The organism is Flagellimonas meishanensis (genome assembly GCF_019880545.1).
GTDB classification, from domain to species: domain Bacteria; phylum Bacteroidota; class Bacteroidia; order Flavobacteriales; family Flavobacteriaceae; genus Flagellimonas; species Flagellimonas meishanensis.
Genome location: NZ_JAINVW010000001.1, coordinates 261,234 through 284,827 on the forward strand (window position 1 = coordinate 261,234; position 23,594 = coordinate 284,827).

A 23,594-nucleotide genomic window follows, 5' to 3' on the forward strand; every position below is an offset into this window, starting at 1 on the left:
GCTCAAAACTTTTTTCTGTAGAAAATGCTTCTCAATTTCATGGCGATCACACCAAAAATGGCCTCTCTAATGATCGCCGAATTCATTTTGGATTTACCGTTGACCCTATCGGTAAAAATTATGGATACTTCTTCTATCTTATATTTTTTAAGGTAGGCCCTATATTTCATCTCTATCTGGAAGGCATAGCCTATGAAGCGGACGTTGTCCAGGTTAATGTTCTCCAACACTTCCCGTTTATAGCATACAAAGCCTGCCGTTGGGTCGTGCACTTTCATGCCCGTGATGAACTTTACATAGAATGAGGCCCCATAGGACAACAAGATTCGGAAGAGTGGCCAGTTGACCACATTCACCCCTTTTTTGTAGCGTGAACCGACCGCCACATCGGCACCGTTGAGGCACGCCCTGTGCAAACGGGCCAAGTCCGCTGGACGATGGGAAAAGTCGGCATCCATCTCAAAAATATAGTCATAGCCCCTGTCAATGGCCCATTTAAATCCATGGATATAGGCCGTGCCCAATCCGGATTTTTCCTTTCTCACCTCCAAAAACAGTCGTTCTGGAAATTGTTCCTGTAATGTCCTTACCGCATTTGCGGTTCCATCCGGGGAATTGTCATCCACCACCAAAATGTGAAAATCCTTTTTAAGGTCGAAAACCGTTTTAATAATGGCCTCAATATTTTCAATTTCGTTAAAGGTGGGTATGATGACCAAACCGTCTGCCATTCGCACAAGATTAGAGCGTAAAAATACGTTTTTCTGTTTTGTTGTATATGTGAACGGGCTATTTTGATTCATTTGTGCTCGGTCATTATTTGTAACTTTGGCCCATTGTAAATCAAGTTTGATGATCCAAAAATTTCCCCGGTTATTTCTCATTTTATCCGCTGTGCTTTTTGTCCTCAATTTGATTCAAGGTCATTTTACGGAGCTCATTTACGACGAGGCCTATTATTGGTACTATGCACAGGATTTGGCTTGGGGGTATTTTGACCATCCTCCGATGGTCGCTTTTTTAATTTGGATGAGTGGTCTGTTCTTTAAGGGTGAACTTGGGGTGCGCTTTATGAGCTGTGTGCTTTCGGTGGGCACTTATTTTCTTTTGTGGCTGTTGATAGACAATCCCAAAAAAAAGGATTATGTCGTGCATTTCTTTCTGTTGACATTCTCCTTTACCCTAATGAATGCCTACGGTTTTTTTACCCTTCCAGATACTCCATTACTGTTTTTTACGGCCCTTTTTCTATTGCTTTACAAAAATTACTTGAAAAACCCATCGGTTTTGGTAGTCCTTGCGCTGGGTGCGGTAATGGCCGCCCTGATGTACAGCAAGTACCACGCGGTGCTGGTGATTTTGTTCGTTTTTCTTTCCAATCTTAAGCTGATAACCCAGTGGAAGGCGTGGTTGGCCCTGCTATTGGCACTGGTATGCTATTTCCCACATTTTCTTTGGCTGTACCAAAATGATTTTGTCTCCATTGATTTCCATCTTTATGAGCGCCCGAACCAACCGTATTCTTTTGAGGGTTTTACCCTAGGATACTTTTTGAACCTCATCGTGATCATTGGGTTGCTTTTCTATTGGGTTTATGCTTCCTTTTTTCGATTCAAAGCAAAGGATTTGTTTTCCAAAGCCTTGGTCTATTTGGTGTACGGGGTACTTATTTTCTTCTTTATCTCCAGTTTCAATAGAAGGGTCCAGGCACAATGGGCCATAGTCATTTCCATTCCGCTGATCATCATTGCTTTTGAGCACCTACTGGAAAATGCGAAAAGTAGAAGGTGGATGTACAGGATAGGTTTTGTGAGCATGCTCCTCCTTTTGTATGCCAGGGCCTGGCTCATCCATCAACCTTTGTTTCCCGGTCTTATATATGAAACCCATGGGAACAAGATGTGGACTGCAGAACTTAGGTTAAAGGCTGGCGATATCCCAGTTGTATTTGAGAACTCGTACCGACGCGCACCCAAATATGAATTCTATACCGGCATTCCCGCCATTTCGCTCAACAATTATATGTACAGGAAAAACCAATATTCCATAGATGGTTCGGAAGAACGGGTACGGGGCAAAAAAGTGGTGTATGTCACCAAATACAGAAATAAGGGGGACATCCGTTATATGCATCTGGACAGTACCGTTTTTCATGGATTTTTTATGGATGATTTTCAACCCTACCGAAGACTTGAGTGCATTGTGGAACAATCAACGAATGGAACGGAAAACCTTTTGAAAGTCCACAATCCATACGATTTTGCCGTTCCATTGGATGCGCTGTATTATACGATTGCCTATTCCAACAAGCACAAACAGGTAAAAGAATTGATAAAATTAGAAGTGAGACGTGAAAAACCGCACCAGCAATTTTTGGAACCGAAGGATACGGCTTTTTATTATTTTGAACTGCCCATGCCTAAAATGGAACATCCGGGCTATTATAGAATCGGTATTTCTGAACATGGCCTTCCACCCGGGCTGAATGGCAAACCAATTAGTTTAGCACCATGAACTGGATAGAACGCCCTGACTTTTCATTGGATTGGATGACCATTTCCCTGCTGTTGAGCCTGCTTTTCCTTGCAGTTGGAAAGTACCTCTTTCAACTGCGTTTTGTGAACTTTATGGTCCTTCCGTTTAATGATAAGTATATGGCCCTGCACAACAAAAGGGGAGAACTTTTTAATGGATTCCATGTGCTTTTAACCATATTCCAGGTCATCAATCTGTCCCTGTTCATCTTTCTGGCGCAGAAAATTGTGCTGGACTCCGTTTTAGGATCGGACAGTGCTACTTTTTTCTTTATCCTTGGTGGCGTAGTTGCGTTTCTGGCGGGCAAGTACATCCTACAAAAGACCAAGGCCTACATTTTTAATACGCAAGGTTTGGTTTCCGAGTTGCTATTCAGCAAAATATCCTACCTCAACCACAGCAGTCTTGTCATGTGCATGGGCAACATACTTTTAATCTATGTGCTAAAGGACTCCAAAACCGTGATTTATGGAACAATTTTGTTGATTGTTTTTATTAATTGCATTGGAATTGCCAAGCTGTTGAAGAACTATCAAAATACACTCGTGCCCAATTTTATCTATTTTATTTTGTACCTTTGCGCACTCGAAATTGCACCCTTAGTGGTAATTGGAAGCTATCTAAAAGATTGAAAGCTTATGAAAGTAAAAACAATTTTGGTTTCCCAACCTGAACCTAAAATCGAAAATTCCCCCTATTCCAGACTGATAGAAAAGGAAAAGATAAAGGTAGATTTTAGGCCCTTCATTCATGTAGAGGGCGTTGAGGCCAAAAATGTAAGGCAGCAAAAAATTGACCTACACAACTTCACTGCCATTATACTTACCAGTAGAAATTCGGTGGACCATTTTTTCAGAATTGCAGAAGAAATGCGTTTTAAGGTGCCGGATACCATGAAATATTTTTGTCAATCCGAGGCAGTAGCCTACTATTTGCAGAAGTATGTGGTCTATAGAAAGCGTAAGATATACGTGGGAAAAAGAACTTTTACCGATTTGATCCCATTGATCAAGAAGTACAAGGACGAAAAATTCCTTTTGCCCTCATCCGATACGCTAAAGCCTTCTGTGCCCGAGGCCTTGGATGAGCTCAAAGTGGATTGGAAGCGCGGCATATTTTACAAAACTGTCATTAGCGATCTTTCTGACCTAAGAGATGTGTACTATGACGTATTGGTTTTCTTCAGTCCCTCGGGAATAGAATCCTTACTGAAAAACTTCCCCGATTTTAAGCAGAACGATACCCGCATTGCTGTTTTTGGTAACAGCACAATAGATGCTGCAACGGAAGCTGGTCTTCGTATCGATATTCAGGCACCAACGCCAGAAACACCTTCGATGACCATGGCATTGCAGAAGTACATTACCAGTGTCAATAAATAGATTGAGATCATAACAAATAAAAAAAGCCCGGTTTTACCGGGCTTTTTTCTTTAGAAAGCATAGCGCTGAGGGCCACCCCTTCGTATTTCCTCGCTAGCGTAGGGTTCAAATTTTTTGAAGTTTTCCCTGAATGCATTGCTCAACTTAAAGGCTGTTTTATAGTAGGCCTCATCGTTGTTCCATGTAGCACGTGGACTGAGTACGGTGGTGGGCACTCCAGGGCACTCACGCGGCTGGGCCACCCCGAACACAGAATGGATATGATAGTTCTCGTAGGAATACAGTCCCAGTTCCCCACTCAAAGCAGCGCTTATCATGGCGCGGGTATATTTTAATTTCATTCGGGTCCCTACACCGTAGGGTCCACCGGTCCATCCCGTGTTGATCAACCACACATCCACACCGGATTCTTTCATCTTACGGCTCAACATCTCGGCATATTTTGTTGGGTGCAAGGGCATAAAGGGAGCACCAAAACAAGCAGAAAAAGAGGGTTGGGGCTCTACCACGCCAGCTTCGGTTCCCGCAACTTTGGCCGTATAGCCCGAAATAAAATGATAGGCCGCTTGGGCCGGTGTCAACTTAGAAATGGGAGGCAGGACTCCAAAGGCATCTGCGGTAAGGAAGAAAATATTTTTGACATTTTCACCAATGGAAGGTTCCTCAATGTTTTCAATATGGTAAATGGGATAACTTACCCTTGTGTTCTGTGTAATGGAAGTATCCGAATAATCCACAACCCCATGGTCATCCATGATCACATTTTCAAGGATAGCCCCTTTTTTGATGGCGCCATAAATCTCGGGTTCATTTTCTTCGGAAAGATCTATGACCTTTGCATAGCAACCTCCTTCAAAATTGAAAACGGTATTCTTGGCCGTCCATCCGTGCTCATCATCCCCGATCAACTTTCTGTTGGGGTCCGTGGAAAGTGTTGTTTTTCCCGTGCCGGATAATCCAAAGAACAATGCAGTATCCCCATCTTCGCCCACATTGGCAGAGCAGTGCATGGGCAATACGTTCTTGAAAACCGGCAAAATGAAGTTCAGCGCAGAGAAAATTCCTTTTTTGATCTCGCCCGTATATCCTGTTCCCCCTACCAGGGCAATTTTTTTGGTGAAATTGAGAATGGCAAAATTATGTTGCCGTGTCCCATCCACTTCGGCATCGGCCTTAAATCCAGGCGCATTGATCACCGTCCATTCGGGTTCAAAATTTTCAAGATCATCGCCCTCCGGTCTTAAAAACATGTTATAGGCAAACATATTGGACCAAGGATATTCATTGACCACCCTGATGTTCATCTTATATTCCGGATCGGCACACACATAACAATCCCGAACATACAGTTCCTTTTCGTTCAGGTAGGCTATTACTTTATCGTATAGTTTATCAAACTTTTCACTCTCGAAGGGGATGTTGATTTTCCCCCACCATACCTTGTCCTCGGTAATGCTGTCCTTGACAATAAATCGGTCCATGGGCGATCTGCCCGTAAACTCGCCAGTGCTAACCGCCAACGCCCCAGTAGAGGCCTCTTTGCCCATTTCTTTTTCAAGTGTATGGTCATGCAGTTCATCCGGTGAAAGTTGGTAGTGCACATTGCCGTGCCGTATTCCATAAGGTTTTAACGAAATCGTTTTCGAAGCCGATGTATGAGCTTTCATTTCTTGTGTTTTATTTTGGTGCAAAGCTAGAAAAATAAATGCTTTTGGTATAGCATATGGGGTTTAATTGATGGCTTTTTTGGTCAAAATGAAGTAACCGGTCAAAAACCAACCAACCACCAGAAAAGTACCTCCAATTGGGGTCAAAAATCCGAAAGTCTTGAAGTCAAAACTCATTAGCGCATTTAGGGCAAGGGCATAAATGGAAAAGGAAAAAAGCAGGGTGCCCAGCAGGATAAACAAGTAAACAATCTTTTTTCCATTTGTCTCCAGATTATGCCAAGACCCCAGGAAAAGAAGAAACAAAGCATGGTACATTTGATAGCGCACACCTACCTCAAAGGTTTTTACAGCCTCCGGTTCCACCAACTTTCCCAAACCATGAGCTCCAAAAGCACCAAAAACAACCGCCAAAAGACCCAAGATCACTCCTGTCAATAAAATTGTTTTGTTCATAACTTTAATCTCCTCTTTTTTTAGAAATATAACAATTTGATACTTTAGTATCCGTTTATATCAAAAGTAATTAAAACGTATGTCCCGCACTATTTTGGTTCTCGGCGCAGGAAAGTCAACCTCCTATCTGTTGGATTATCTTCTTAAAAAATCCGAAGAAGAAAAGTTGCTTTTGACCATTGGGGACCTGCATCCTGAGAATATCCCAACGCAATTTTCGTCCCATCCCAATTGCCAGGTCATTGCCCTTGACATTTTGAATGATGAAAATAGAAAAAGGGCCATCGCCTCCGCTTCCATTGTGGTCTCCATGCTCCCTCCCAAATTGCATATTAAAATTGCCGAGGATTGCATCCATTTCAAAAAACACTTGGTCACTGCCTCTTATGTCAGCAACGAAATAGAGGCGTTGGACAAGGAAGCAAAAAAGCATGGCCTGGTGTTTATGAACGAAATTGGACTAGATCCAGGGATAGATCATATGAGTGCCATGGAGGTTATAGACCGGATACGGGAAAAGGGTGGCAAAATGCTTCTTTTTGAGTCTTTCACCGGAGGTTTGGTGGCCCCGGAAAGTGATTCCAATCTTTGGAACTACAAGTTTACCTGGAATCCGAGGAATGTGGTCATGGCCGGGCAGGGCGGAGCGGCCAAATTTATTCAGGAGGGCACTTACAAATACATACCCTATCAAAAACTTTTCAGGCGGACCGAATTTTTGGATGTGCAAGGTTATGGAACTTTTGAGGCCTATGCCAATAGGGATTCGTTAAAATATAGAGAGGCTTACGGGCTTCAGAATGCGCTTACGCTGTATCGTGGAACCATGCGAAGGGTAGGGTTTTCCAAAGCCTGGCACATGTTCGTGATTCTGGGGATGACGGACGACACCTATATCGTTGAAAACTCCGAAGGTATGTCCTACAGAGAATATGTGAATCTCTTTTTGCCCTATTCACCCACTGATTCTGTAGAACTGAAGCTTCGACACTACCTTAAAATAGACCAAGACGATATTCGTTGGGGTAAGCTATTGGAGCTGAATATTTTTGATAGCTCCAAAAAGATTCCCCTCAAAAGGGCAACCCCGGCCCAAATGCTGCAGTACATTTTGGAGGACAGTTGGACGCTACAGGAAGATGAAAAAGACATGATCGTGATGTACCATAAGTTTGGTTTTGAGATGCACGGACGAAAACAACAGATTGATGCCAACATGGTCGTATTGGGCGAAAACCGGACCTTCACCGCCATGTCCAAAACAGTGGGGCTTCCAGTGGCCATGGCTACCCTCCAAATCCTTAATGGAAAGATCAATACCCCAGGCGTACAAATTCCGATCAGCGCCGAAGTATACCAACCTATTCTTTCCGAATTAAAAACCTACGGTATGGCGTTCAGGGAATACGAAGTGCCCTATTTGGGATATAATCCTGACAATGTGGGGGGGTGACGTTCAAAGGCTTTTGGCTATCTTTAGGTTTCACATTGAAACAAGAAGATGAAAACCAACAACAATTCGGTGAAGATTGATGGCATTGACAAGAAAATTCTAAGATTTTTGATGGAAGATGCCCGAAGGCCCATTCTTGAAATTGCTCGCAACATTGGAATTTCCGGAGCCGCCATCCACCAAAGACTTCGCAAGCTCGAAAAATCGGGTTTGCTCTCTGGGTCAAAGTTCATTATCAATCCCCGCGTTTTGGGGTACACCACTATGGCCTATATTGGTATCTTTTTGGATAAGGCCATGTCGAACCCCATAGCGGTAAAGGAACTGGAGAAGATTCCAGAAGTATTGGAATGCCACTACACAACAGGCAATTGGTCCATCCTTATCAAAGTCCTATGCAGGGACAACGAGCACCTGATGCAGGTTTTGAACAAAAAAATACAACAAATTGAGGGCGTATCTAGAACCGAAACCTTCATCTCCCTGAATCAGCAAATCGACCGGCAAATACAAATCTAATATTTGTATTCAATCTAAATAAGCTTTACCTTTGTTCTGTGAAGTTAGTATACAGTACTAAATATTATTCCCTTTATCAACCCAGTGGCGAGCGATGCTTTTACGTGGACTTTGGCCAAAAAACGGTTCGGATGTCCCTTTGCCAGCTCCTGTCCTTGAGACAGCGGGTATTGGGAATCGACATTGAGCATCATTTTGACAGTGATTTGAACCGGCACGGTTTTGAGATATTGTTGCTTTGCAACAAGGAGCATCTTTTTATTCTGAATACCTTGGAGATATTGGATCTAAAGGAGCTAATCCAAAGCGGATTTGTGGCCTTGGGCCTTGCCTCGGAAAGGATAGCTGCACAGGTGACAGTCTGATTTCGTGTCACATTATTTTTATTCAATCTTAAACCGCCTAAAAACTAAGCACTTACTTTTTATTGGTGTTAAATTTCAGTATTTTTGTTAAAATAATTTGATTAAAAGCTAAACGGATGAAAGATATAGCAAGACAGAGCATGAGCATTAAAGTTGAGTCCATGGATATGCTCAACGCACAGATAAAAATGGAAGCTAAGGCATCAGCCATTTATTTGGCCATGGCATCTTGGTGCGAGCAGAACGGCTTTTTTACCAGTGCCAAGTTTTTCTTCAAACAAACCGAGGAGGAACGCCAACACATGATGAAAATATTCAACTTTTTGATTGATACCGGAGGAAGCCCTGTTTCCCCGGAAATCACCAATATCAACCACGATTATTCCTCCATAGTCGATGTTTTTGAAAGCACACTGGAACATGAAGTTTCGGTCACCAAAGCCATCCACAACATCGTGAAAAAGGCGAGGGAGATTGGAGATGTGGCAACAGAGCGTTTTTTGGATTGGTTCGTGTTGGAGCAGGTGGAGGAAGAAAACACCATCAGGGATATCCTGGACATGATTGCTGTTACCGGCACAGAAGGCGTGGGGCTCCAAATGATCGACAACCAAGTTGGCAATTGGATAGAACAAGCATAAAAACTTATAAAGTTTATATAGGAAAAGGGGCCGATGGCTCCTTTTTTAGTTTACATATCTTTCCTTGATGATGTTGAAATGACGGAGTTCATGGCCCGCAATATGATAGGCCAAACCACGGACTGTTCTTCTGTTTATGATACTGCCATCAAAATCGATTCCTTCGCCACCCCACGTAAAACTCTCCTCTGGCAAATATTCAAATAGGGCGATGGTGGACTTTCTTACCCATTCATACTCCTCAAAAATGCTATCCAAGCTACGTTCATTGGCCCGGGAATATCGTGCATAACTGTCCTGATCAAATCCATGGAGCGGAGTGTCATCATTTCGGGCATAGCGAAGTGCCCGGTATGCAAAAATGCGCTCGTCGTCAATCAAATGAACCAAAATCTCTTTAATGGTCCATTTGTCCTCGGCATATCTATACAGCAATTTATTTTCTGGCAAGCCATAAACATATTTTTTGATCTCCAAAAAATTTTGCCATAAATGCTCCAATACCTTGCCGTCATCTTCCAATAAATCCATATAGATATGTGAGTAGACCGGATATTCATCCTCGGTCGGTTTTTTAATGTATCTCATTGCATTACTTTTTACTGCCTTTTTCTTCAAAACTTTTGGCCCATCGATGTCGCGCCCAACTCCCCATGGGCTCTAGGAGTTCGTACAACTCCCTACCATATTCGGTTAGTACATAACCTGCCAGGCTTCTTTCTACCAAATGGCACTTTTTGAGTTCGCCAAGTCTTGTGTTCAGTGTGGTCGGCGAAATCGATTCACAGTAGTCCTGTAATTCTCGAAAAGTGCTAGGGCCCTGGTAAAGATGCCAAACAATCCCCATGGCCCAACTTCTTCCCAATAAATCCAGTAAAGCCATGATGGGCTGACCAGTTTTGGATCCTCGCACGGGCATTCCAGGTTTGGGTGTATTCATTTGCTACATTTTTGATAGCAAAACTACAAAAAATGTAGCGTCTTAAAAACTTCTTATTAGTTTATTATTTCATTGGAACAAAAAAACCTGTTTGGGAATTCCCAAACAGGTTTTTTTGTTAGATAGTGCAACTTTTTAATCCCGACCACCAAACACTTGGAAAGCCCAATAGAGAAGGGACGCCAATGCGCCCAGTGCAGCCACCAAATAGGTTCTCGCCGCCCATTTCAAGGCATCCTCGGCACCAGCATATTCTTGTTGGCTCACCATATTTTTCTGCTTTAGCCAAACCAATGCACGCTTACTGGCATCGTATTCCACGGGAAGTGTGACAAAACTGAATAAAGTGGCCATGCCCATCATGCCCAATCCTGCCACGGCAATGTAAAATCCAATCCCTCCTGCCACTCCAGTTGCTGCCATTAAAGCGATGCCTCCGAAGACAATCCAAGTAGACATTCCTGACGTCACACTGACCACGGGCACGAGTTTGGAGCGCATGGTCAACCATTCGTATGCTTGAGCATGCTGCACCGCGTGTCCACACTCGTGGGCCGCCACGGCCGCCGCTGCCGCATTGCGTTGGCTATAAACTCCTTCACTAAGGTTTACGGTCTTGTTTTTTGGATTGTAGTGGTCCGTCAACATTCCGGGGGTGGAAATGACCTTGACATCCCTTATTCCATGATCGTCCAACATTTTTTGGGCAATCTCGGCACCACTCATTCCATTGCGCAGGTGCACCTTGGAGTACTGTTTAAATTTGCTCTTCAGTCTGCTGCTGACCAGCCAGCTCAACAAAGCAATTCCGCCGATCAATATATAATATGTCATCATAACTTTTCTGCTTTTTGTATATATAAATATAGCACAATAAAGCAAAAACCCCGCCAATCTATGACAGGGTCTTTTTTACTGACAAAATGTATGTTATGCCAATACGGACTCCCAATTAAAGGTCTCCATAATTTCTTTGTAAACTACTTCCCCTTCCACAATATTCAATCCCTTGGCGAGCGATTTATCCAGATTGCAAGCACTTCGCCATCCCATATTGGCCAACTTGAGCACATAGGGCAAAGTTACATTGGTCAGGGCAACGGTAGAGGTGTAGGGCACCGCCCCTGGCATATTTGCTACGCAGTAGTGGACCACATCATCAATGATATAAATGGGGTCTTCGTGCGTGGTGGGTTTGGTGGTTTCCACGCAGCCGCCTTGGTCCACGGCAACATCCACGATCACCGTTCCGGGGTGCATTTCCTTGAGCATGTCCCTGGTAATCAAATTGGGTGCCTTGGCTCCCTTCAGCAGCACACCACCAATGATCAAGTCATGGTCCTTGATATGTTTTCTGATGTTGAACTCATTGGAAAACTCTGTTACTACGTGATTGGGCATAATGTCGTTCACATAACGTAGTCTTTTCATGTTCACGTCCATAATGGTCACGTGCGCACCCAAACCTGCTGCCATTTTTGCAGCTTGGATTCCAACAGTTCCGGCACCCAAAACCAAAACTCGGCCCGGGGACACTCCAGGGACACCTCCCAAAAGCACTCCTTTTCCCTTAACCGGTTTTTCCAAAAATTTGGCCCCTTGCTGAATCGCCATGCGGCCCGCCACTTCCGACATTGGGGTAAGCAAGGGCAACGATCCATCCTCATCTTCCACGGTTTCATAGGCAATGCAAACCGCCTTGCTATCGATCATGGCTTGGGTCAAGGTTTCACTGGATGCAAAATGGAAATAGGTGAACACAATCTGTCCTTCCTTTATAAGGCCGTATTCTTCACGAACGGGTTCCTTCACTTTTACTATCATATCGCTCTTGGCATACACCTCGGTCATCGAATCCAAAATCTGTGCCCCAGCCTCCAAATAATCCTTGTCGAAGAAACCACTGCCCTCACCTGCGCCAGACTGCACGTAAAGGGTATGGTTATGCTTTACCAATTCATAAACCCCAGCCGGTGTCATGCCGACCCGACTTTCGTTGTTCTTGATTTCCTTAGGTACCCCTACGACCATTTTGTTATTGTTTTATGGTTAACACTTCAAAAATGTTATAAAAACAACTCTCAAGAAAATAAAATCGATGAAATGCAGGGGTGCTTTGACAAAAATGTTGTTTTTCTATTCTATGCCCCTACAAAAATAGGGGTATACTTAAAAATATATTAGTTTTTTACTCTCTTAAAATCAAAATGGACGGGGTGTAGCTATTTGTGTTTTAATTTTAAGATCAACATGGTCAAGGCCAAAATCCCCGTGATCACATTGGCCAATATGATGCTCAGACTGTTGTGGTACACGCCATAGAATATCCAAAGAATTAGCCCAATGAGGAGCACGATGTACATGGTCAGTGAAACATCGGCGGTGGATTTATGCTTTAATGCCTTATAAACCTGGGGAACAAATGCGGAAGTGGTAAGGGTGGCGGCGACCAGGCCCAAAATTTCTATAGTGTCCATGAAAAATTGATTAGAGCCTAAAGGTAGGACTTAAATCAATTTCTTATGGGCACCGCTAAAGTTCGACTTCGCTCAGTGTGAACTCTCAAGGGAACAGCGGAACGCTACCCTACAATATTTACAATTTTACCCGGCACCACGATCACCTTTTTTGGCGTACGTCCCTGCAGTTGCTCTTGGGTCTTTTCATGGGCCATAACCGCGGCCTCAATGGCCTCCTTGCCCATATCCAAAGGAATTTCCAGTTTAAAGCGAAGCTTTCCATTGAAGGAGATGGGGTATTCCTTGCTGCTTTCCACCAAATATTTCTCCTCGAATTTGGGAAATGGGGCCTCGGCGATGGACTCGGTATGGCCCAACCGTTCCCAAAGCTCTTCGGCAATGTGCGGTGCGTATGGCGAGACCAAAATGGCCAAAGGTTCCAAAATAGCCTTGCTGGTACATTTTTGGGCGGTCAGCTCATTTACACAGATCATAAAGGTGGAGACGGAAGTGTTGAACGAGAAGTTCTCGATATCCTCCTCCACTTTTTTGATAGTCTTGTGCAGGGTTTTTAGGTTTTCTGCTGTGGGTTCAACACCCCCTTCGCCCCCCTCAAGGGGGGAATAAAGTTTCCAAAGTTTTTTGAGGAAGGAATGCACACCTGTAATCCCTGCCGTGTTCCAGGGTTTGGATTGCTCCAAAGGCCCTAAAAACATTTCATAAAGGCGCAACGAATCGGCTCCATATTCCTCACAAATGGCATCGGGGTTGACGACATTATATTTGGATTTGGACATTTTTTCTACCTCACGATGGACCTTGATGGTTTTATCAAAATATATGGGTTTAAATTCTTTAAATTCCTTGAATTTAGTATCGTTTAAAAATTCCGACAAAATCAAATCATCAGAGTTGGATACATGGTCAACATCAATCCTAAAATAGGATCTGCTTATTTCAATCCTTTCTTCCAAATATTTTATAAGTCCTTCTTTTGATATTTTTAAAAGTGAACGCAAAGTCTTTTCGCCAATTGCGGGTGCTCCTAAAAGTCTGTTTATTTTATGTAATTCATCTAAAGGCCGATATTCATCAGCAATTCTTTTAATAAATAACCTTTTAACTTCCGCATCTTCAGTATGAGTGTCCTGATCAGATATAATGAAACTCTTATAAAATAAAGCTGCCTTGGAACTACCATCTCCTTCATCTTCCAATATCTGAGGTGTTGCTAGCTTTATAAAAGCACTAGTCCCCGTAATCATCCCCTGATTGATCAACTTTTGGGCATACTCATCCTTGGGCACATAGCCCCTGTCAAACATAAACTTTTGCCAAAAACGGGAATACAGCAAGTGTCCCGTAGCGTGCTCACTTCCACCAATATAGAGGTCCACGTCTTGCCAATAGTCAATCGCCTCTTTTGAGAATATGGCCTCATCATTTCGGGGATCCATATACCTATTAAAGTATTGGGAACTCCCTGCCCAACCCGGCATGGTGTTCAACTCCAATGGGAAAACTTTCTTGTTATCGATTAATTGATTACTGACAACTGTGCATTGTTCAAGGTCCCAGGCCCAATGCGTAGCATTGCCCAAAGGCGGTTCTCCCGTTTCGGTGGGGAGGTATTTTTCCACTTCGGGCAGCTCCAAGGGCAGGTGTTGCGCATCAATCATCTGGGGCATACCATCCACATAGTATACTGGAAACGGTTCTCCCCAATACCGCTGACGGCTAAAAACCGCATCACGAAGGCGGTAATTGACCTTTCCTTTGCCGTGCCCGATTCGTTCCAACGCTGCAATAACTTTCTTGACGGCTTCCTTATAGGAAAGTCCGTTCAAAAAATCAGAATTGGCAATAACGGTATTGGCCTTGTCGGCAAAAGCCTCTTCGGAAATATCCACCCCTTCAAAAATATTGGGAATGGGAATGTTGTAATGTTTGGCAAAATCGTAGTCCCGTTGATCCCCACACGGCACGGCCATCACGGCTCCCGTGCCATAACTGGCAAGCACATAATCGCCTATCCAAATGGGAATGGGCTCCTTGGTGAACGGATGCTCCGCATAGGCTCCAGTAAAAACGCCCGAAATGGTTTTTACATCCGCCATACGATCTCGTTCAGAGCGTTTTGCCGTGGCCTCCACATAGGCTTCCACCTCTGCTTTTTGGGCCGCGGTCGTGATTTTTGGCACCAAGTCATGTTCGGGAGCCAAAGTCATGAAGCTTGCACCGAAAATGGTATCGGGGCGGGTGGTGAAGACTTCGATTTCAAGCGATGGATTTTGAGTTCTGAGTTCTGAGTTTTCACTCTCATTGACTCTTAACTTTTCACTCATAACTCTAAACCTAACTGACGCTCCTTCGGAGCGACCGATCCAATTGGTCTGGGAATCTTTCAAGGGCTGTGGCCAATCGATTTTGTCCAATCCATCCAGCAAACGTTGGGCATAGGCAGTGATGCGCATGCTCCATTGGGTCATTTTTTTTCGGATAACGGGATGCCCGCCACGTTCCGAAACGCCATTTACGATTTCATCGTTGGCCAATACGGTGCCTAATGCGGGACACCAGTTGACCTCGGTATCCGCCAGATATGTCAATCTATATTTCAGTAAGAGTTCCTGTTTGGTCTTTTCTGAAAAACTGGCCCATTCGTCTGCAGTGAAAATGGGAGTATCGTCATCACAAGCAGCTTCGATGTTGGTATTCCCCTCCTTTTCAAAAAGGGAAACCAAATCGACAACATCCTCAGCTTTATCTGTTTTTTTATTGTACCACGAATTGAACAATTGAATAAAAATCCACTGCGTCCATTTATAATATTGCGGGTTCGAGGTTCGCACCTCACGGCTCCAATCAAAGGAGAAGCCCAATTGGTCCAACTGCTCCCGGTATCTTTTGATGTTGTTCTCGGTGGTTATGGCCGGATGCTGCCCCGTTTGGATGGCATATTGCTCAGCGGGCAATCCAAAGGAATCGTAACCCATTGGGTGCAGTACGTTGAATCCCTTGTGCCTTTTGTAGCGTGAATAGATGTCCGTGGCGATATATCCGAGCGGATGGCCCACATGCAATCCCGCTCCTGAGGGATAGGGAAACATGGACAGTGCGTAAAATTTCGGTTTGTCAGAATCGTTGGAGGCCTTGAAGGTCTCGTGTTTAGCCCAATACTCCTGCCACTTGGCTTCGATTTTACGGAAATCGTAGTTCATGCTATTCACTTTCATTTTCGAGTGCAAAAATAGGTTTAATCCCCTAAATACAATTTACTTTTCTATTTTTACATACTGATTCCGCTATATGAGTCAATATATTGAACGATATCAACGTAGAAAGTTGATTTCCTCCTACTTTTCTGTGGTTTTGAGCATAGCATTGGTGCTTTTTTTGTTGGGTGTCTTGGGACTTTTGGTCCTGAACACGAAAAAACTCGCAGATCATTTTAAGGAGCAGATCACCATTTCGGTCTTCTTGAAGGACAATGCCAAACCTGTGGAGATCGATCAACTCCAAAAGAGTCTCGCCCTTGCGGAATACACCAAATCGGCCGATTATATCTCCAAAGAGGATGCCGCGGAGCAGTACAGTGAGGATATCGGTGAAAATTTTGTGGAATTCCTGGGCTACAATCCGTTAAAAAATTCCATAGACGTGCATTTGAAGGCCGATTTTGTGTCGCCGGACCAAATCGCCGAAATAGCCAGTGATATTTCTTCCAAAACCTATGTGGATGAAGTGAGTTATGATGAACCGCTTATTGAACTTTTGAGCGACAACGTGAAGAAAATAAGCCTTTGGATCTTGATTGCTAGTGCCATATTCACAGTTATAGCAGTACTGCTTATCAACAGTTCCATTCGCCTTTCCATTTATTCCAAGCGATTCATCATCAAGACCATGCAAATGGTTGGCGCCACCAAAAAGTTTATCCGAAGACCTTTTATCTGGACCAATATTCAATTGGGGGTGCTTGGTGCCGCCCTTGCCCTGATTGCACTTGGGGTCTTGCTGTATTATGTGGACCAAAACTTCCCGGAACTGAACCTTTTTCAGGACTATATATTATTGATCGCTCTTTTTGTGGGTGTATTTGGACTGGGGGTTATCATTTCATGGGCCAGCACCCATTTTGCCACGCAACGGTTCCTAAACCTAAGGACAGATGATCTTTATTATTAACTTTGCCCCATGAGCAAGAAAAACAAGCAAGTCCAAAAACCGACTTCCGAATTTGTCTTTCAAAGAAAGAACTACATTTTCCTTTTCGTCGGTTTGGCGTTTATCGTCCTGGGATTCATTTTGATGAGCGGCGGGGGCAGTGATGACCCCAATGTGTTCAATCCCGAAATCTACAATTTTAGGAGAATCCGTTTGGCCCCTACCTTGGTTTTGATCGGATTGGGAGTCCAGGTCTATGCCATTTTGTTGAACCCTAACAAAAACAACAAATAATTTGGACATAATTGATGCCATCATCCTTGGAATCATTCAGGGGTTGACCGAGTTTTTGCCCGTTTCCTCCAGTGGCCATTTGGAGTTGGGCAAGGCTATTTTAGGAGCACAAGCCCTTCCCGAGGAAAGCCTTTTGTTCACCGTGATACTGCATTTTGCCACTGCGCTGAGCACCCTGATTGTTTTTAGAAAGGATGTTTGGGAGATTCTCAAAGGTCTTTTTCAGTTTACATGGAATGAACAAACCCAGTTTTCGTTGAAAATTGTCATCTCCATGATTCCGGCAGCCTTGGTGGGCATCTTTTTGGAAGACTTCATTGAGGTTTTCTTTGACGGCGCAATCATCATTGTAGGCATAATGCTCATTATCACCGCCATTTTGTTATACTTGGCAGATTTGGCAAAAACAACGGACAAAGCGGTTTCCTTCCAAAGTGCCTTTATTATTGGCATTGCGCAGGCCGTGGCCATTTTGCCCGGTATTTCCCGAAGCGGGGCAACCATTTCAGCCGCTGTACTGCTGGGCGTGGACAAAACCAAATCGGCCCGGTTTTCTTTTTTGATGGTGGTGCCGTTGATTCTCGGTAAAATGGCGAAAGACCTTTTAAGTGGCGAAGTCAATTTTGTCGGCGACCAAGCAGTGGCCATGGGCGCTGGCTTTATTGCCGCCTTTATTGCCGGTCTTGCGGCCTGTACCTGGATGATCAAATTGGTCCGCCAGAGCAAGCTTTCCTATTTTGCCATCTATTGCCTAATCGTTGGGCTGATTGCCATAGCATGGAGTGTTTGGGGCTAGATCAGTACTTTTGTTCCAAACCCCAAGAGCATTGAAAACCAAAGAAGATTTTCTAAATGGTCAAATTTTGTTGATCGACAAACCACTTGAATGGACTTCCTTTCAGGCGGTAAACGCATTGAAATGGGCCATCCGAAAAAAGTTTGGGCTGAAAAAATTCAAGATTGGTCATGCCGGAACATTGGACCCACTGGCCACTGGGCTTTTGATCATCTGCACGGGCAAATTCACCAAAAAAATACCTGAGCTTCAAGGAATGGTCAAAGAATATACCGGAACATTCACACTTGGTGCCACTACCCCTTCTTATGATTTGGAGACAGAAATTGACCAGACTTATCGCACAGACCATCTGACCGAAAAAAAAATCAACGATGCCACCAAACAGTTCATTGGCAGGATTGAACAGATTCCACCCATGTTTTCAGCATTAAAAAAAGATGGAAAACGCTTGTATGATTTGGCCAGAGCTGGAAAACAAGTGGAGGTAAAGGCCCGCCAAATAGAAATTTTTGAGTTTGAAGTTACCGGCATCCAGCTTCCCGAAGTCGATTTTAGGGTCGTATGCAGTAAGGGAACCTACATACGTTCCCTGGCCCACGATTTTGGAAAAGCATTGGGCTCAGGAGGCCATTTGTCGGCACTGAGGAGAACCAAAATAGGCGATTTCAACGTAAATAATGCTAGCACGCCCATCGTTTTCAAGGAAACCTTGGCTTAAATCCGCTCAACCAAAATGAATTGCGGGTGTCGATAAAATAAAATATTTTGGAAAAAAAACGGTTATACTAAAACCATGAACCTCAACAGAAGTCAATTATCATTGATAATAACTCTCTTCTCCATGTCCATTGTGGTGCTGTTGTTATTCAACATCCACTTGGGTGGCATTAAGGAGGATGAATATGTTATTGAGATGAGCCTTGCTGACGAGGATATCCAAAAACTGCTTGAAGAGGAGGAAAAACGCTTGGAAGAGCTTTCCCAGAACGACCCCATAAAAAGCCACATGGCCTTCAACGAGACTGCAAAGCCCACCATTGGCAATCCGGAACCCTTGAAGACCTTGGAAGAATTGATGGAGGAAAGGCAGTTGAGCAGCGAAGAAGGTGAGTTGACAGGAGACCCCCATTTTTCTGAACAATTAAAACAATTGGCTGCCCAACGGGACGAGAAAAAACAAAAATTGGGGGAAAGGGAAGCCCAAAAAGAGGAGTTTACCAATGTCCTTAAGGATAGACGAACTTCCATTTCCTATTCCTTAGTGGACCGGAACGCCTACTATTTACCCCCGCCCATTTATACTTGTATAGAAGGAGGCAAAGTGGTCATCAACATTAAGGTAGATTCCAGTGGATTTGTTACCGAGGCGGATTTTAATGACAAAAGCTCAGGGACAAGCAATGGTTGTTTGGTGGACAATGCCATCGCCTATGCCTTGCAGGCACGCTTCAGTTCAGATTCCAAGGTGTCACAGATTGGAACCATTACCTATTTATTTCAGGGGAAGTAAACCCAGGAGGTCTTCCAGAATATTTTTCCCCTTATCCTTGTTGTACCACATTTGAAGGTCTTTCTTAAACGCTGCGGACAACGTTCCATGTTGCTGCTTGTAGGCTTCGGCCATTTGTGTGGCCGCAGTTGGCCTAGGGCCCCATTCCCCTAAAATGCGTTCCCTTTCCACGTCAAAAATGATGAGTTTGGGAATACTGCGTGCACCATGGGTAAGGAAGGCATCCATCAGTTCCAAATTTTCGTCGCGGAGGACCATCTTCAGTTCGATGTTGGGATTCAGTTCCGCTATCTTGTTCATGACAGGCAAGCTGGGAGAGGCATCCCCACACCAACTTTCGGTAATCACAAGAAATAAGAGCTTGGTCTCCAATTCGGCTATTCTCTTTTCAACCTCAACGGGAAATTTAAGGGTTTTGTCCCATCGGGCCATTCGACGGTCATTGAGTTGGGTATAATCTATGTTGGCCTCGGATTGGACAGGTCCTGTGGTTTGTCCTTTCCTGGCCAAATCCTGGACCAAATTCCTGTACTCCGCATAGTCCATTCCTTTTAAGGCGGTATGCTGAACCAGCTCGTGTTCTGTGATCAAACTATCGTTTTCCAATGATTCCATAATTCAAATTGTTGTGCTTTGCTGGCACTCCTGATTTTTATATCCTACTTGTCGACTTTAAAAGGAAAACTTTACACTATGTGCCTTCTGATCAGCGTTTGGTCTTGGATGTGGATTTATCCATAACCCTTTTTTTGACCATGCCACCCCGGGTATCATTTATGCTGTTCATCACCACAAAGGCGTTGGGGTCGATCTTGTTAAGTTCCAAGTTCAATTTGCGAATCTCCAATCTGGTGATTACGGTATAGATTACGTCATACTCGTTTTTAACCCCTTCTCTCCCATATCCACCCTCAGCCTTGTAAATGGTCAATCCGCGACCCAATTTTTCGGTTATCATGTGGCGGATTTCAGCACTGCTTTTTGATATAATAGTGACCCCAGTGTATTCCTCGATCCCATCCAACACAAAATCCAGTGTTCTGGAGGCGGCCAAATAGGTCAGCATGGAATACAATGCTGCCTCTATGGAAAGCAAATAGGCGGCTGCCAAAAAGATGACTATGTTTATCAGAATGATTACATCCCCAATCTTGAGGGCAAATTTTCTGCTGAGAAAAATAGCCAGCACCTCGGTACCATCCAAAACACTGCCTCCCCGAATGGAAAGGCCAATGCCCGCTCCCAAAAAGAAGCCCCCGAAGACGGCGACCAACAAACGATCTTGGGTTACTTCGGGAAAATTCACCAGGGCCAGCACTGCCGCCAATCCCAATATGGCAAAAATGGCCCTAATGGTGAATGCCCGGCCTATGGCACGATAGCCCAAAACCAAAAAGGGAATATTGACCACTATGATCAGCAGCCACAGGGGCAGGTCAGAAACCTCGGCTATCAATAAGGACACGCCAGTGGCGCCGCCATCAATAAAGCTGTTGGGCAGCAAAAAGCTTTCCAGTCCAAAAGCTGCGGAACCAATTCCCAATAGAATAAACCCCACATCCTTAAGAATGATTTTGATTTCGGTGCCAAACCTATTTTTCCTGGGGCTCTGGGACTGGTTTTCCATATTTCTGCGCCTAGACTCCATGATCTATAGATTTTGTGGATTTATTGCCAAGCTTTTGAACAATTTTGCTTTGGCCTCGAAAAATTTGTTCTGCATCTCATTCCTTTTCAAAAAGGCATCTATGAGCTTGCTTTCCCTTGAATTGATAAGGAACAGGGAACTTTCACCAAAACTGAACTTTCTTTCTTCGGCTTCCAACAAGGTTCCATAATCTCTTACGATATTGGAAATCAAACTGTTCTGGGTGGTATAGGAATCCAGTTCCCGATAGATGGCAATCACCTTGTTCTGTATCTCAATCTGTGCATTGTCCAATTCATATTCCGCATCGCGCAGCTTAAACTTGGCCAATTTCAGGTCGCCCCGTTCCTTTCTCAAGAATAACGGAAAACGAAAAGCCACGCCTCCCTTGTAATTTTCTGTCACAAAAGAATTGGAAAGCTCCGGGGTTTCGGTCAAGAAATTGTATTCCACGTCCAGTTTTGGAAGCAATTTGTTGGCCTTCAGCCGCCTGTCCACCACAAGACCGTCAATTTTGTACTCCAAGGACCTTATTTTTGGATGATTTTCCAAAGTAAAACTGTCCAATGGCCTCCCCAAAATCTCCAATGTGGTGTCTATTTCGGCTTCAGAGTCCAAATTGGGCACCACGTTTGGCTGGAGTTCCACGGGCACATCATTGATCCACAAAAAGTTGGACAGCTCAAGGGATCTCTTGATCAATTTGACCCTGGCCTGTTCCAATCCCAGTGCCCGGTCCTGCACCGCAATTTTCGCCTCAACAGTATCGATTATGGCTATGTCCCCAGCAAGTGCACTGCTCTTAACCCCTTGAAAGCGTTCTTCGGCATTGCTCAGAAAGTCTTGGTACACCTCGGCATCCCGATATGCCCTTAACCAATCAAAATAGGCCAGGGATGCACTGTAGAGCACCTCGTTGACCAATATGTCCTGATCGGCCTTGGACTGCTCCCTAAAGAACTTGGCCTTCCGCAAGGTGGCCATTCTTTCATTGATCCAAAAACCCTGAGCCAGGGACATGGATACACCTGCACTATAAAGTCCATCAGTTGGCACGGTCTCATCGGGATTTATGAAGCTTCCTTCATTTTGTTCCAAATTCCCCTTAAGTTCAATCCCGAACCAGGTAGGAATTTTAAAGGTGGTGTTTAGCCGGTCCCAATACTCGGTGCCCTTAAATTCCTTTCGCTCGTAGTCTACCTCCACTTTTGGGTCAAAACCTCCCCTGGCCCTCATCAGATTGGCCTGACCGACTGGCAGGGTCAACTGGGCCTGTTTGGCAATGGGGTGGTATTTCTTTACATAGCCCAAATACTCCTTAAAGGTCAATACCAGCGTATCCTGCTGTGCCACAAGAGGCAAGGATGCCATGAAAAAGAGTAGGTAAAAGAAAAGTCTTATGCTATTTCTTTTTGACATCGGCTGTCGTGTTTTCAGGTTGATAATAATTGGGCGGGAAGCCATTTAGCTGTCGCCAAAGTTCGAACCAAATGGGCACATCTTCCAACAGGGCTATGGTATTTGCACCAGATCCCACCCGCAAATCCTTGGGCCAAGGCACATCTTCTTTGTCCGGGGCCAACAATATGCGATACTTTCCATTGTCGCTGATGAAGGTTTCAATGGCAACCACTTCGCCGCCAAAGGTACCATAGGACACATTGGGCCATCCACTGAACACAATGGCCGGCCATCCATCAAATTGGATACGGACCTTTTCACCAATATGAATCAACGGCAGGTCAATGGGCTCCACAAAGGTTTCCACCGCCATATCGTATTTTGAGGGCATGATTCCCACCAATTCATCTCCCTCCTTAAAGGTCTCACCCAAGCCCGATTGGATGGCCTTGTTTATGAAACCGCTTTGTGGCGCCCGTATGAACATCAAGTTGTTCCTCATTTCATAATTGGTGTACTCATTCTCCAATTTTGTGACCTGTGCCTCGGAGTCGAACTGATTGGATTGGGCGGTGAACATGTCGCTCTGCGCCTTGGAAATTTTGTCCGTGTATTCGGCCCTTATCCTATTTATCTCTACCTGGGCGTTGATTATTTCATTTTTACTGGCCAACAGCTTGTTTTCTTGTGAAATGAGCTTTGCCTGGGTCTCCTGTAGCTTCAGCCTTTTTTCTTCCACATCGGTCACAGCCTTGAGGCCCTCCTTCTCCAACTGTACCACCCGGTCATACTGCCTCTGGGCAATTGTGATATTGGTATTGGCCGCTTCCAGGTCGATACTGTCGCTCTCCACCTTCAACTTGGCCTGCAACAGTTTGTTTCTGGCCTGCTCCAGTTTCAGCTCGCGCTCCTGGGCAAGTGCTCCAATTTGCATTTCCAGCGCCTTTACCTTTCCTTGATAGGAATTTACCGCCATGGACTTTGCCTTGATCTGCTGGCCTGTTCTTTCTACAAGATCGGGGTCAAAATACTCGCTCTTTACCTCAGAAATGTGAAGTATGGTATCGCCTTTCTTCACATAATCCCCTTCGCGGACATACCACGCTTCTATACGTCCCGGAATTGGTGACTGAATGGTCTGGGGCCGTTGGTCGGGTGTCAATGTGGTTAGGTATCCCTTGCCGGAAATGGTCTGCGTCCATGGTAAGAAGAGCACAATCAGCATAATTATTGAAAATGCTGCCAAAAACCGGTTAAAATGCTTGTAATGCCTTGCATGGAACACCTTTTTCCCAGCCTTATAGCCGGTTATGTCCACTTTCTGATTTAACTTATTATGTGTGATATTAAGCATCGTC

The 23,594-nt window shown here is 44.4% G+C and carries 25 protein-coding genes; 12 read left to right on the top strand and 13 right to left on the bottom strand.

Annotated features, from left to right (window positions below; translation table 11 throughout):
• Positions 1–2: 2 nt before the first annotated feature.
• Entirely contained in the window at positions 3–731 is a 729-nt protein-coding gene (locus tag K7G75_RS01130) for a polyprenol monophosphomannose synthase (RefSeq protein ID WP_222981921.1), read from the bottom strand.
• 121 nt (positions 732–852) lie between these two features.
• Between K7G75_RS01130 and K7G75_RS01135 the strand changes: the two genes are divergently transcribed.
• From K7G75_RS01135 to K7G75_RS01145, 3 genes are read left to right on the top strand one after another with little or no spacing between them, the layout of a single operon-like run.
• Positions 853–2,514 (top strand): ArnT family glycosyltransferase, encoded by a 1,662-nt coding sequence (locus K7G75_RS01135; protein ID WP_222981923.1) that lies wholly within the window; start codon positions 853–855, stop codon positions 2,512–2,514.
• Positions 2,511–3,167, top strand: coding sequence for a DUF4271 domain-containing protein (locus K7G75_RS01140; protein WP_222981925.1), 657 nt, complete (start codon positions 2,511–2,513; stop codon positions 3,165–3,167). The genes K7G75_RS01135 and K7G75_RS01140 overlap by 4 nt, the downstream gene beginning before the upstream one ends.
• 6 nt (positions 3,168–3,173) lie before the next feature.
• Positions 3,174–3,917: a uroporphyrinogen-III synthase gene (locus K7G75_RS01145; protein ID WP_222981926.1), complete on the top strand. Its 744-nt coding sequence runs from the start codon at positions 3,174–3,176 to the stop codon at positions 3,915–3,917.
• A gap of 50 nt (positions 3,918–3,967) precedes the next feature.
• On the opposite strand, the gene pckA is transcribed toward K7G75_RS01145, so the two are convergent.
• The gene (gene pckA / locus K7G75_RS01150) at positions 3,968–5,584 is read right to left on the bottom strand and encodes a phosphoenolpyruvate carboxykinase (ATP) (RefSeq protein WP_222981927.1); all 1,617 of its coding nucleotides are present in this window, start codon (positions 5,582–5,584) and stop codon (positions 3,968–3,970) included.
• Positions 5,585–5,647: 63 nt separating this feature from the next.
• Positions 5,648–6,040 carry a DUF423 domain-containing protein gene (locus tag K7G75_RS01155; RefSeq protein ID WP_222981928.1) on the bottom strand — a complete coding sequence of 131 codons (393 nt, stop codon included), beginning with the start codon at positions 6,038–6,040 and terminating at the stop codon, positions 5,648–5,650.
• A 79-nt stretch (positions 6,041–6,119) separates the two neighbouring features.
• Between K7G75_RS01155 and K7G75_RS01160 the strand changes: the two genes are divergently transcribed.
• The 4 genes from K7G75_RS01160 (at position 6,120) to K7G75_RS01175 (ending at position 9,018) form a co-directional block, all read left to right on the top strand.
• A complete protein-coding gene (locus K7G75_RS01160; RefSeq protein WP_222981929.1) occupies positions 6,120–7,493 on the top strand; it encodes a saccharopine dehydrogenase family protein in 1,374 nt (457 codons plus the stop codon).
• A 48-nt stretch (positions 7,494–7,541) separates the two neighbouring features.
• Positions 7,542–8,012, top strand: a complete 471-nt coding sequence (locus K7G75_RS01165; protein WP_222981930.1) for an Lrp/AsnC ligand binding domain-containing protein — start codon at positions 7,542–7,544, stop codon at positions 8,010–8,012.
• 38 nt (positions 8,013–8,050) lie between these two features.
• The gene (locus K7G75_RS01170; protein ID WP_222981931.1) at positions 8,051–8,377 is read left to right on the top strand and encodes a hypothetical protein; all 327 of its coding nucleotides are present in this window, start codon (positions 8,051–8,053) and stop codon (positions 8,375–8,377) included.
• Between the two features lie 116 nt (positions 8,378–8,493).
• Complete coding sequence (locus K7G75_RS01175) at positions 8,494–9,018, top strand: ferritin (RefSeq protein WP_222981933.1); 525 nt, start codon at positions 8,494–8,496, stop codon at positions 9,016–9,018.
• Between the two features lie 45 nt (positions 9,019–9,063).
• Here K7G75_RS01175 and K7G75_RS01180 read toward each other — a convergent pair whose 3' ends face one another.
• The 6 genes from K7G75_RS01180 to K7G75_RS01205 all read right to left on the bottom strand — a co-directional run bounded on the left by K7G75_RS01180 (position 9,064) and on the right by K7G75_RS01205 (position 15,638).
• The gene (locus K7G75_RS01180; RefSeq protein WP_222981935.1) at positions 9,064–9,606 is read right to left on the bottom strand and encodes a DinB family protein; all 543 of its coding nucleotides are present in this window, start codon (positions 9,604–9,606) and stop codon (positions 9,064–9,066) included.
• 4 nt (positions 9,607–9,610) lie between these two features.
• A complete protein-coding gene (locus K7G75_RS01185; protein WP_222981937.1) occupies positions 9,611–9,958 on the bottom strand; it encodes a winged helix-turn-helix transcriptional regulator in 348 nt (115 codons plus the stop codon).
• Positions 9,959–10,093: 135 nt separating this feature from the next.
• A complete protein-coding gene (locus tag K7G75_RS01190; protein WP_222981939.1) occupies positions 10,094–10,795 on the bottom strand; it encodes a zinc metallopeptidase in 702 nt (233 codons plus the stop codon).
• A 93-nt stretch (positions 10,796–10,888) separates the two neighbouring features.
• The gene (ald, locus tag K7G75_RS01195; protein WP_222981941.1) at positions 10,889–11,989 is read right to left on the bottom strand and encodes an alanine dehydrogenase; all 1,101 of its coding nucleotides are present in this window, start codon (positions 11,987–11,989) and stop codon (positions 10,889–10,891) included.
• Between the two features lie 191 nt (positions 11,990–12,180).
• Positions 12,181–12,435, bottom strand: coding sequence for a SemiSWEET family sugar transporter (locus tag K7G75_RS01200; protein WP_222981943.1), 255 nt, complete (start codon positions 12,433–12,435; stop codon positions 12,181–12,183).
• A gap of 104 nt (positions 12,436–12,539) precedes the next feature.
• Complete coding sequence (locus K7G75_RS01205; protein ID WP_222981945.1) at positions 12,540–15,638, bottom strand: leucine--tRNA ligase; 3,099 nt, start codon at positions 15,636–15,638, stop codon at positions 12,540–12,542.
• 88 nt (positions 15,639–15,726) lie between these two features.
• On the opposite strand from K7G75_RS01205, the gene K7G75_RS01210 reads away from it, so the two are divergent.
• From K7G75_RS01210 to K7G75_RS01230, 5 genes are all read left to right on the top strand, one after another.
• Entirely contained in the window at positions 15,727–16,605 is an 879-nt protein-coding gene (locus K7G75_RS01210) for a cell division protein FtsX (RefSeq protein ID WP_222981947.1), read from the top strand.
• Between the two features lie 9 nt (positions 16,606–16,614).
• Positions 16,615–16,878, top strand: a complete 264-nt coding sequence (locus K7G75_RS01215) for a DUF3098 domain-containing protein (RefSeq protein ID WP_222981949.1) — start codon at positions 16,615–16,617, stop codon at positions 16,876–16,878.
• A 1-nt stretch (position 16,879) separates the two neighbouring features.
• Positions 16,880–17,674: an undecaprenyl-diphosphate phosphatase gene (locus K7G75_RS01220; RefSeq protein WP_222981950.1), complete on the top strand. Its 795-nt coding sequence runs from the start codon at positions 16,880–16,882 to the stop codon at positions 17,672–17,674.
• A gap of 31 nt (positions 17,675–17,705) precedes the next feature.
• Positions 17,706–18,395, top strand: a complete 690-nt coding sequence (truB, locus tag K7G75_RS01225) for a tRNA pseudouridine(55) synthase TruB (protein ID WP_222981951.1) — start codon at positions 17,706–17,708, stop codon at positions 18,393–18,395.
• 75 nt (positions 18,396–18,470) lie between these two features.
• A complete protein-coding gene (locus K7G75_RS01230) occupies positions 18,471–19,187 on the top strand; it encodes a hypothetical protein (RefSeq protein WP_222981952.1) in 717 nt (238 codons plus the stop codon).
• Here the strand turns inward: K7G75_RS01230 and K7G75_RS01235 are convergent.
• From K7G75_RS01235 to K7G75_RS01250, 4 genes are all read right to left on the bottom strand, one after another.
• On the bottom strand, positions 19,170–19,802 hold the full coding sequence (locus K7G75_RS01235) for a thioredoxin family protein (RefSeq protein WP_222981953.1): 633 nt from the start codon (positions 19,800–19,802) through the stop codon (positions 19,170–19,172). The two genes, K7G75_RS01230 and K7G75_RS01235, sit on opposite strands and share 18 nt — an antisense overlap.
• Positions 19,803–19,893: 91 nt before the next feature.
• Positions 19,894–20,835, bottom strand: a complete 942-nt coding sequence (locus tag K7G75_RS01240; protein ID WP_417949810.1) for a YitT family protein — start codon at positions 20,833–20,835, stop codon at positions 19,894–19,896.
• Positions 20,836–20,838: 3 nt separating this feature from the next.
• Positions 20,839–22,254 (bottom strand): TolC family protein, encoded by a 1,416-nt coding sequence (locus tag K7G75_RS01245; RefSeq protein ID WP_222981954.1) that lies wholly within the window; start codon positions 22,252–22,254, stop codon positions 20,839–20,841.
• Complete coding sequence (locus K7G75_RS01250) at positions 22,238–23,590, bottom strand: HlyD family secretion protein (RefSeq protein ID WP_222981955.1); 1,353 nt, start codon at positions 23,588–23,590, stop codon at positions 22,238–22,240. The genes K7G75_RS01245 and K7G75_RS01250 overlap by 17 nt, the downstream gene beginning before the upstream one ends.
• Positions 23,591–23,594: the final 4 nt, after the last annotated feature.

Bases quoted from the DNA above. Each gene is read 5' to 3' on its own strand.
- K7G75_RS01130 (WP_222981921.1), bottom strand. From the start codon at position 731: ATGGCAGACGGTTTGGTCATCATACCCACCTTTAACGAAATTGAAAAT.
- K7G75_RS01135 (WP_222981923.1), top strand. From the start codon at position 853: ATGATCCAAAAATTTCCCCGGTTATTTCTCATTTTATCCGCTGTGCTT.
- K7G75_RS01140 (WP_222981925.1), top strand. From the start codon at position 2,511: ATGAACTGGATAGAACGCCCTGACTTTTCATTGGATTGGATGACCATT.
- K7G75_RS01145 (WP_222981926.1), top strand. From the start codon at position 3,174: ATGAAAGTAAAAACAATTTTGGTTTCCCAACCTGAACCTAAAATCGAA.
- pckA (WP_222981927.1), bottom strand. From the start codon at position 5,584: ATGAAAGCTCATACATCGGCTTCGAAAACGATTTCGTTAAAACCTTAT.
- K7G75_RS01155 (WP_222981928.1), bottom strand. From the start codon at position 6,040: ATGAACAAAACAATTTTATTGACAGGAGTGATCTTGGGTCTTTTGGCG.
- K7G75_RS01160 (WP_222981929.1), top strand. From the start codon at position 6,120: ATGTCCCGCACTATTTTGGTTCTCGGCGCAGGAAAGTCAACCTCCTAT.
- K7G75_RS01165 (WP_222981930.1), top strand. From the start codon at position 7,542: ATGAAAACCAACAACAATTCGGTGAAGATTGATGGCATTGACAAGAAA.
- K7G75_RS01175 (WP_222981933.1), top strand. From the start codon at position 8,494: ATGAAAGATATAGCAAGACAGAGCATGAGCATTAAAGTTGAGTCCATG.
- K7G75_RS01180 (WP_222981935.1), bottom strand. From the start codon at position 9,606: ATGAGATACATTAAAAAACCGACCGAGGATGAATATCCGGTCTACTCA.
- K7G75_RS01185 (WP_222981937.1), bottom strand. From the start codon at position 9,958: ATGAATACACCCAAACCTGGAATGCCCGTGCGAGGATCCAAAACTGGT.
- K7G75_RS01190 (WP_222981939.1), bottom strand. From the start codon at position 10,795: ATGATGACATATTATATATTGATCGGCGGAATTGCTTTGTTGAGCTGG.
- ald (WP_222981941.1), bottom strand. From the start codon at position 11,989: ATGGTCGTAGGGGTACCTAAGGAAATCAAGAACAACGAAAGTCGGGTC.
- K7G75_RS01200 (WP_222981943.1), bottom strand. From the start codon at position 12,435: ATGGACACTATAGAAATTTTGGGCCTGGTCGCCGCCACCCTTACCACT.
- K7G75_RS01205 (WP_222981945.1), bottom strand. From the start codon at position 15,638: ATGAACTACGATTTCCGTAAAATCGAAGCCAAGTGGCAGGAGTATTGG.
- K7G75_RS01210 (WP_222981947.1), top strand. From the start codon at position 15,727: ATGAGTCAATATATTGAACGATATCAACGTAGAAAGTTGATTTCCTCC.
- K7G75_RS01215 (WP_222981949.1), top strand. From the start codon at position 16,615: ATGAGCAAGAAAAACAAGCAAGTCCAAAAACCGACTTCCGAATTTGTC.
- K7G75_RS01230 (WP_222981952.1), top strand. From the start codon at position 18,471: ATGAACCTCAACAGAAGTCAATTATCATTGATAATAACTCTCTTCTCC.
- K7G75_RS01235 (WP_222981953.1), bottom strand. From the start codon at position 19,802: ATGGAATCATTGGAAAACGATAGTTTGATCACAGAACACGAGCTGGTT.
- K7G75_RS01240 (WP_417949810.1), bottom strand. From the start codon at position 20,835: ATGGAGTCTAGGCGCAGAAATATGGAAAACCAGTCCCAGAGCCCCAGG.
- K7G75_RS01245 (WP_222981954.1), bottom strand. From the start codon at position 22,254: ATGTCAAAAAGAAATAGCATAAGACTTTTCTTTTACCTACTCTTTTTC.
- K7G75_RS01250 (WP_222981955.1), bottom strand. From the start codon at position 23,590: ATGCTTAATATCACACATAATAAGTTAAATCAGAAAGTGGACATAACC.